Genomic DNA, 7,865 nt, shown 5'->3' on the forward strand with positions numbered 1-7,865 from the left:
CGCTGGAAGAGCGGGGCTCAGCCCTTGACCGCTCCTTGCATGATGCCGCCGACGATCTGGCGGCCGAAGACGACGAACATCGCCAGCAGGGGCAGGGTGCCGAGCAGCGCGCCGGCCATGATGAGGGACTGGTCGCGCACGTAGCCCGCGCTGAGCTGGGTGAGCGCGACGGGGACCGTCGGGTTGCTCATGTCGAGCACGATGAACGGCCAGAAGAAGTCGTTCCACGCGTGCACGAACGTGATCATGAAGAGGACGGCCATCGCCGGCCGTGCGACGGGCAGCACGATGCTCCAGAAGATGCGCAGCGAGTGGGCGCCGTCGACGCGGCCCGCCTCGATGAGCTCGTCGGGCAGCGACTCGGTCAGGTACTGGCGCATGAAGAACACGCCGACCGCGCTGACCAGGGTCGGGAAGATGACGGCGGGGAGCTTCTGGCCCCAGCCGAGCTCCGTCATCATCATGAACAGTGGTACGACGCCGAGTTGCGGCGGCACCATCATCGTGCCGATGACCAGCATCAGCAGGATGTTGCGGCCCTTGAAGCGGAGTTTGGCGAAGGCGAAGCCGGCCAGTGTGGCGAACAGGACCGTGGACAGGGCGATGACACCCGCCACGATCAGGCTGTTGATCATCGCCTTGCCGAGGGCCGCGTCCTGCCAGGCCTTGCCGAGGTTCTCGAGGAGGTTGGGCCCCGGCAGGAACGGTGGGGGTGTCTGGGTCACGCGCGTGTTGTCGCTCGACGCCGCCACCATCGTGAAGTACAGCGGGAAGAGGGACAGCACCGCGGCCAGGACGAGCAGGATGTAGGCGACCGGGCCCGCGTGGTGCTGGCGGCCGGCCCTGGGACGCAGGGTGAGGCGGAGTCGGCGCCCGGGAGGGGGCGTCGGACCGCTCGGGGACCCGGAGCGCACGTCCGCCCGGGCCTGGAGGCTGTCGGTGGTCATGGCTGGCTGCTCCTGGTCAGGACGTGCGGTGGGTGAGGCGCTTGACGAGCCGCTGCGCGACGAAGATCAGGATCAGCAGGAGGAACATGGCCCAGGCGACGGTCGCCGCCCGCCCCATCTGGTAGTTCTTCCAGCCCTCTTCGTACAGCAGGAGGCCGAGCGTCTGGTACTGGTTGTCCGCGCCGCCGGTGATGCCGTTCGGGCCCTGGCCGAAGATCAGCGGCTCACCGAAGAGCTGGGTGGCACCGATGGTGGACAGTACGATGGTGAAGATGATCGTGGAACGGATCCCGGGCACGGTCACGTGGGTGAACTGCTTCCAGCGCGAGGCCCCGTCGATGGAGGCCGCCTCGTAGCGGTCGCGCGGGATCGCCTGCATCGCCGCGAGGTAGAGCAGCGCGTTGTAGCCGGTCCAGCGCCAGATCACGATGGTCGATATGGCGATCTGGGCGGCCCACTTGTTGTTCTCCCAGTCGATGTTGTCCACGCCGACCAGGCTCAGCATCCAGTTGATCATGCCGAAGTCGCGCTCGAACAGCATGGTGAAGACGAGGGCCGCGGCGCCCACCGAGGTGGCGTACGGCGTGAGGGCGGCGACCCGGAAGAAGGTCGAGCCGCGCAGGTGGTAGTTGAGCAGGTGGGCCAGGCCCAGTGCCATCAGCAGCTGCGGCACGGTGGACATCACACCGATGGTGAAGGTGTTGGCGAGCGCGTTCCAGAACCGCTCGTCCGCCCAGAGTTCCGTGTAGTTGTCGAAGCCCCGCCACTCCATGACGTTCATGGTGGCGAGCTCGACGCGGTGCAGGGAGATCCAGGAGGTGTAGATCAGCGGGTAGAAGCTGAAGGCGGCGAAGACCGCGAAGAAGGGGGTGATGAACGCGTAGGGCGCGCCCTTGAGATCGAGGCGGTGCAGCAGGTTGCGCCGCTTCTGCCGGGGGCGGCCTCCGGGACCGCTGTCGCCTGACGCCTTGCCTGCGCCGGCGGGAGCGCCCCGGGGGCTGTCGGCAGCAGGGACCGAGGTGGAGGTGGCCACCTTCAGGCCTCCTTTCCGAAGACGTGGTGGAAGTTCAGGGGCCCGGCGGCCGCGCGCCGGTGCGGTGGGCGCGGCCGCCGGGGGTCCTGGTGCGGGCGTGCGGTCAGCCGGTGGCCTTCTCGATCCGCTCGACCGTGGTGTCCCACGCCTTGTCGGGGCTCTGGTTCTGTGCCTCGATCAGGGTCAGGCCCTGGGAGAAGATGTCCTTGATCGTGCCGTCCTTGCGGCCGAGGACCTGCTCGTCGGGGATCTCCTGGGCGGCGGCTCCGAAGATCTGGCCGATCGGTGCGTCACTGAAGTACTCGGACTTGGCCTCGGTCACCGACGCGGACTTCAGCGCGGTCTCGGAGGACGGGAAGTTTCCGAGCTTGCCGAACAGGTACTCCTGCTGCTCCGGTGCCGTGAGCCAGGCGACCAGCTTCTTGGCCTCCTCCTTCACCGGGCTCTGCTCCATCACGCCGAGGAAGGAACCGCCCCAGTTGGCGCCCTTGGGGGCCTTGGCCACGTCCCACTTGCCCTTGTTGTCGGGGCCGGCCTTCTCGCTGATGTGGGCGAGCATCCAGGCGGGGCAGACGGTGGTGGCGAAGGTGGAGTTGGCCAGTCCCGGGTCCCAGCCGGGCTGGAACTGGCGGAGCTTGGCGGTGAGACCGGAGGTGGCGGCCTCGGCGGCGGTGTCCCAGGCCTCCTCGATGACGGGGCTCTCCTTGTAGATCAGCTCGCCCTCGGCGTCGTAGAACTGCTCGGAGTTGCCGTAGATCATCGCGTTGAACAGGCCGCTGGCGCTGTCCATGTAGGCGACCTTGTCGTTCTTGTTGCCGGACTTGAAGTCCTTGCCCACCTCGACGAACTTCTTCCAGTCGCCCTCCCACAGCTTCGCGACCCCGTCGCGGTCGGTGGGCAGGCCCGCCTTCTCGAAGAGGTCCTTGCGGTAGCAGACCGCCATCGGGCCGATGTCGGTGCCGAGGCCGATGACCTTCTTGTCCGCGGTGGTGACCTGGCTGAGCTTCCAGGGCAGGAAGTGGTCGGTGCCCTTGGCGTCGGACAGGTCGGCGAACTTGGCCGCCTGGGTGTCGACGAGTTCCTTGGCCCGGCCGATCTCGATGCCCTGGATGTCCTTCAGGCCGCTGCCCGCGGCGAGGTGCGTCTGCAGCGCGGTGTAGTACGTCTGCTCGTCGCCGGCCACCTCGGCCTTGATCGTGACGTTCGGGTTCTCCTTCATGTACCGGTCGAGAAGATCGGTCTCCTTGAAGCCCATGACGCCGAAGAGCCCCATCGTGATGGTGACCTTGCCGTCCTTCGAGCGTCCGCCTCCGGTTCCGGAGTCGTCGCTGCCGCTACAGCCCGTGACCAGCCCGAGGGCGACCGTGGCCGCTATCGCGGCGGTAATTCTTGTACGCAACTGCTTCTGGGCCCTGCCCATGTGTCCTCCTAGCGACGGCGCTGACGCACCGGAGTCCGAGCCGCACGGACGGTCGGTGGCTCGATTTGCGCGGTGGGATCGTTCCCAAACTTGGTGGGAACGATCCCACCGGGTTGCCGGAAGACTGTCGGGCAGAAGACCGCCGTGTCAAGAACTTGAATCCAGTTCGTTGCGAACAGATGTCATGACTTCAGGAACCGAGCGCTGGAGGCGGGTGAACCATCTGGCACAATGCGCTGGTGGGGCGCCGCGGGGGGCCGTGCGAAGAGGGAGGAGCCATGGGCGCCAGTCAGCGGCCGACCATCAAGACCGTCGCCGCGCGGGCCGGGGTGGGACGCACCACCGTGTCCCGGGTGATCAACGGTTCGCCGCTCGTCAGCGACAAGGTGAGGGCCGCGGTCGAGAGCGCGATCGCTGAGCTCAACTACGTGCCGAACTCCGTGGCGCGCGGGCTCGTCACGAGCCGTACCAACTCCATCGCGCTGGTCATCCCGGAGTCGGAGAGCCGCCTCGGCTCCGAGCCGTACTTCTTCGCGGTGATCCGCGGTGTCAGCACCGGCCTCGCCGACACCAAGACACAGCTCCAGCTGGTACTGGTGCGCGACCAGGGAGAGCTCGACCAGCTCACCGAGTCGGTCGCCGCCCGGCAGGTCGACGGCGTGCTCCTGGTCTCGGTGCACGAGAACGACCCGATCCCCGGCATCCTGGAGGAGCTGGGCCTGCCCACCGTGCTGGCCGGCCGCCGTTCCGCGGACGAACCCCTGAGCCACGCCCACTCCGACAATCTCGGGGGAGCCACCGAGGCAGTGCGTCATCTGGTGGCGCGCGGCCGCCGGAGGATCACGACGATCACCGGCCCGCTGGACATGGAGGTGGGCCGCAGCCGTCTCCAGGGCTGGCGCGACGCGCTGCGCGAGGCGGGCCGCCCGGACGACGAGGAACTGGTGGCGCACGGGGACTTCACCGAGGACGGCGGCCAGCGGGCGATGGGTGAACTCCTCGACCGCGTACCGGACTTGGACGCCGTGTTCGTCGCGTCCGACGTGATGGCGGCGGGCGCGCTCGTCGAACTGCGCGCGCGGCACCGGAGGGTGCCCGACGACGTGGCCGTGGTCGGCTTCGACGACTCGATCATCGCCCGGCACACGAATCCGTCCCTCACGAGCGTGCGGCAGCCGACGGAGGACATCGGCAGCACCATCGCCCGGCTCCTGCTGGACGAGATCGCCGACCCGGAGGCACCGCACCAGCATGTCGTCCTGCCGACCGAGCTGATCGTCCGCGACTCCTCCTGATCCCGCCGGCCGGTTCCGGTTCCGGTCGCGGTGACCTCACCGGCCACCGGAACCGGCCGCGGCGGCCACCGCCGCGCCGCCGGACCCTCCGGGCCCCGCGGCCACCGCGCCATGCCCTGCTCCGGGTACTGGTCCGGGTCCGGTCCGTGCACCTCGGCCTCCCCCGGTCCTCGTGATCCGACACCGTGACCGAGCAGGCGCGCGGAAGGAGACGAGAAGATCGACATCCCGGACAAGCGCACCCCTGATCCGCTGCGCAGAGCTACTTGTCGGGTCGCGGCAGCCATACGAGAACACGGCCGTGCCGGCGAGGCGGTACCGGCGGTGGCGTCTGCGAGCCCCGGCGCGGAGGGACTCCACGTCCGCCTCGGGCGGACCCGCCTCGATGCGGACGGCCTCCGCGTGAGCCACCCGGGTGGCCGAGGGCGTCCCGACGGGTGACGGCGTCGGTGCCGGGCTCCGCCGATTCTCCCGGACGGACCGGGGCACATGCCTGGCACCCGGGGACCGGGGGAGGCGGAATGGTGGCGGCCATCGTGGATGGCAGGTGTCCCTGCGTGTCCCCGGCGAGTACTGACTGTCGCCCCCGTCCCTCGACGAGCCCGCCCCATTCGGTGGCCGTGGGCCTGAGGGACGGAGCCGGGACGGTGACCGTCACGCCGCGTCTGCCGCGGGTCCCGCGCCCCGCCGGTCGACCCGCACGGCGGGCCGTGGCCTCGCCGGACGGCGGGCGCCCGGCGCCAAGGAACGTCGCACGTACAGGAGTTGAAGGCGGTGCGGCAGTGGTTCAGGAGACGTCGACGGCGGCCGCGCGCCCGGCCGCGAGGGTACGGGCCCGCGTCGCGAACGCCTCGAGCGCCGGCCGCGCGACACGGTCCGGCCAGGCCAGCACGAGCCGGGTCTCCGGCAGATCCGCCACTGGCAACACACCTACGTGCGGCCCCGCCCGGTAACCGGCGCCCGCCCCCACGACGACGATCAGCTCGCCGAAGGCGACCCGGTCCACGATCTCGTCGAGGCTCACCGGCGGGCACACCTCGGTGAAGGAGGGCTCGCGGCGCAGCTCCTTCGTGGTCACCGCGCGGCGGCGGGCCAGCGGGTGGTCCCACGGCAGCAGCACCACGGGCGCCTCCCGCGCCACCTCCACGGTCCGCAGCCCGGCCGCATCCACTCCCCCGGCCTCCGAGTCGGCGCACAGCAGCGCGACGTCCGCGGTTCCGTCACTCAGGGCAGCCTTCTGGTCACGGGTGAAGACCACGTCGAGCCCGGTGTGCCGTTCGGCGCGGACGAGATCCGCGAGCAGACCCGAGCCCGCGCCGGAACGCACCGCCAGGACGATCCCCGGCGGCCGGGCCGCACGCTGGGCGTGCCGCACCGCCGCGGTGACGGCGTCGAGCGCCCGCCTGGCCTCGGTCAGGAAGACCCGCCCGGACGGAGTGAGCGAGACACGGCGGCTCGTGCGCTCGAAGAGCCGCACATTCATTCGCCGCTCCAGCCGGGCGACGGCCCGGGACAAAGGTGGCTGCGACATGCCGAGACGCTCGGCCGCACGGCCGAAATGCAGTTCCTCGGCGACGGCAACGAAGTATTCGAGTTCCCGGGTTTCCGGCACATCCATACTTCCAAAGTATCAGTCGTTGCCGGATCAGTCATCGCTCTCACCGCTGTGACCTGCTGAAATCGCAGGAAGGAAGAGAGAAGGGAAACCCCTCGTGCCCAAGAGCGACGAGCGAAAAGTGCAGGAAGTCCTGGCCAACTACGTACGGGCCACCGACCGGCGGGACGGAAAGGCGCAGGGAGCACTCTTCACCGATGACGCGCTGGTGGAGATATTCGTCAGGACCGGTCCGGACACATACGAGCGGGCGGGCGAGCCGCTGATCGGCGGCGCGGGAGTGGAGTACGCGGTCACGCTCTTCATGCCGCAGCACCCCGAGGGCGGAACCGGCCACCACACCACCTCGGACCACCTCATCGAGGTCGTCGGCGACAGCGCCCACGTGAACGCCCAGTTCGTGGTCTTCGAGACACGGGCCGACGGCACGGCGCACGGCACGCCCGGTGCCCGGGGCACCGTCCGGCCCGTCGAGTCCGGGTACTACGACACCGATCTGCGCCGGATCGACGGCGAGTGGAGAATCGTGCACCACCGTGTCCTGTTGGACACGCCGATCGCTCTCCCGGCGTCGTGATGAAGGCCATGGTCTACCGCCGCTTCGGCGGCCCCGAGATACTGGAACCCGCCGAACCGCCCGTACCCAAGGTGTCCGTCGACGCCGTGCTGGTGCGGGTCAGGGCGGCCGCCGTCAACCCGGCCGACGCCTGTCTGCAGGCGGGGGCGCTCGACGACGCGGTGGAGACCTTCTTCCCCGTCGTCCCCGGCTGGGACATCGCCGGGGTGGTGGAGCGGGCCGGGCCCGGCGCGCCGGAGTTCGCCCCCGGGGACGAGGTGATCGGCTATGTCCGGGGCGAAGTCCAGCGCGCCCACGGCGGATTCGCCGAACTGGTCGCCGCCGACGTCCGCACGCTCGTCCCCAAGCCCGCGGGGCAGAGTTTCGCCGAGGCGTCCGCACTGCCACTGGCCGGACTCACCGCCTACCAGGCGGTGGTGCACGCCCTGGCGGTACGGCCGGCCGAGACACTGCTCGTGCACGGGGCCGCGGGGGGCGTCGGCTCACTCGCCGCGCAGATCGGGCGGGCGCGGGAAGCCCGCGTCATCGGCACGGCCGCGCCCCGCGACCATGCGTACCTGCGCTCGCTGGGCGTGGAACCCGTCGGGTACGGGGAGGGGGTGGCCGGGCGCGTACGGGCACTGGCACCCGGCGGTGTCGACGCCGTGCTCGACGCCGCCGGCCGGGGAACGCTTGCCGCGACGGCGGAGATGGTCCGTCCCGGCACCCGGGTGGCCTCGGTCGCGGAGCCCGGTCTGCCGGGCGTCACCGATGTCTTCTGCCGCCTGGCCCAAGAGGACTTCACAGCGATGGCCGCGCTCGCGGAGTCCGGCCGGCTGCGGGCGCGGGTGGGGGGCGTCTTCCCGCTGGAGCGGGCGGCCGACGCGCAGCGCGCGCATGCGGCCGGGAGCGTGCGGGGTCGGGTGGTCGTCGAGGTGGCCTGACCTCCGCGTGCCGCTCGGCACCGCGGGGACGGCGTACCGGGGACGGTCCCGGGGC

The 7,865-nt window shown here is 70.4% G+C and carries 7 protein-coding genes; 3 read left to right on the forward strand and 4 right to left on the reverse strand.

Features of this window, described 5'->3' with window-relative positions; genetic code table 11:
• Positions 1-17: 17 nt before the first annotated feature.
• From GUY61_RS31005 to GUY61_RS31015, 3 genes are all read right to left on the reverse strand, one after another.
• Positions 18-947 carry a carbohydrate ABC transporter permease gene (locus tag GUY61_RS31005; protein WP_166633573.1) on the reverse strand — a complete coding sequence of 310 codons (930 nt, stop codon included), beginning with the start codon at positions 945-947 and terminating at the stop codon, positions 18-20.
• A gap of 16 nt (positions 948-963) precedes the next feature.
• Positions 964-1,980, reverse strand: coding sequence for a carbohydrate ABC transporter permease (locus GUY61_RS31010; RefSeq protein ID WP_166633574.1), 1,017 nt, complete (start codon positions 1,978-1,980; stop codon positions 964-966).
• A gap of 103 nt (positions 1,981-2,083) precedes the next feature.
• Positions 2,084-3,400: an ABC transporter substrate-binding protein gene (locus tag GUY61_RS31015; protein ID WP_166633575.1), complete on the reverse strand. Its 1,317-nt coding sequence runs from the start codon at positions 3,398-3,400 to the stop codon at positions 2,084-2,086.
• Between the two features lie 278 nt (positions 3,401-3,678).
• Here GUY61_RS31015 and GUY61_RS31020 point away from each other — a divergent pair, with 278 nt between their 5' ends.
• The gene (locus GUY61_RS31020) at positions 3,679-4,695 is read left to right on the forward strand and encodes a LacI family DNA-binding transcriptional regulator (protein ID WP_166633576.1); all 1,017 of its coding nucleotides are present in this window, start codon (positions 3,679-3,681) and stop codon (positions 4,693-4,695) included.
• 787 nt (positions 4,696-5,482) lie between these two features.
• Here the strand turns inward: GUY61_RS31020 and GUY61_RS31025 are convergent.
• Positions 5,483-6,313, reverse strand: a complete 831-nt coding sequence (locus GUY61_RS31025) for a LysR family transcriptional regulator (RefSeq protein WP_166633577.1) — start codon at positions 6,311-6,313, stop codon at positions 5,483-5,485.
• A gap of 94 nt (positions 6,314-6,407) precedes the next feature.
• Between GUY61_RS31025 and GUY61_RS31030 the strand changes: the two genes are divergently transcribed.
• Together GUY61_RS31030 and GUY61_RS31035 are read left to right on the forward strand one after the other, a co-directional pair.
• Complete coding sequence (locus tag GUY61_RS31030) at positions 6,408-6,887, forward strand: nuclear transport factor 2 family protein (protein ID WP_166633578.1); 480 nt, start codon at positions 6,408-6,410, stop codon at positions 6,885-6,887.
• 8 nt (positions 6,888-6,895) lie between these two features.
• A complete protein-coding gene (locus GUY61_RS31035; RefSeq protein ID WP_313896954.1) occupies positions 6,896-7,810 on the forward strand; it encodes an NADP-dependent oxidoreductase in 915 nt (304 codons plus the stop codon).
• Positions 7,811-7,865: the final 55 nt, after the last annotated feature.

This window comes from Streptomyces sp. GC420, assembly GCF_009916105.1.
Lineage (GTDB): Bacteria > Actinomycetota > Actinomycetes > Streptomycetales > Streptomycetaceae > Streptomyces.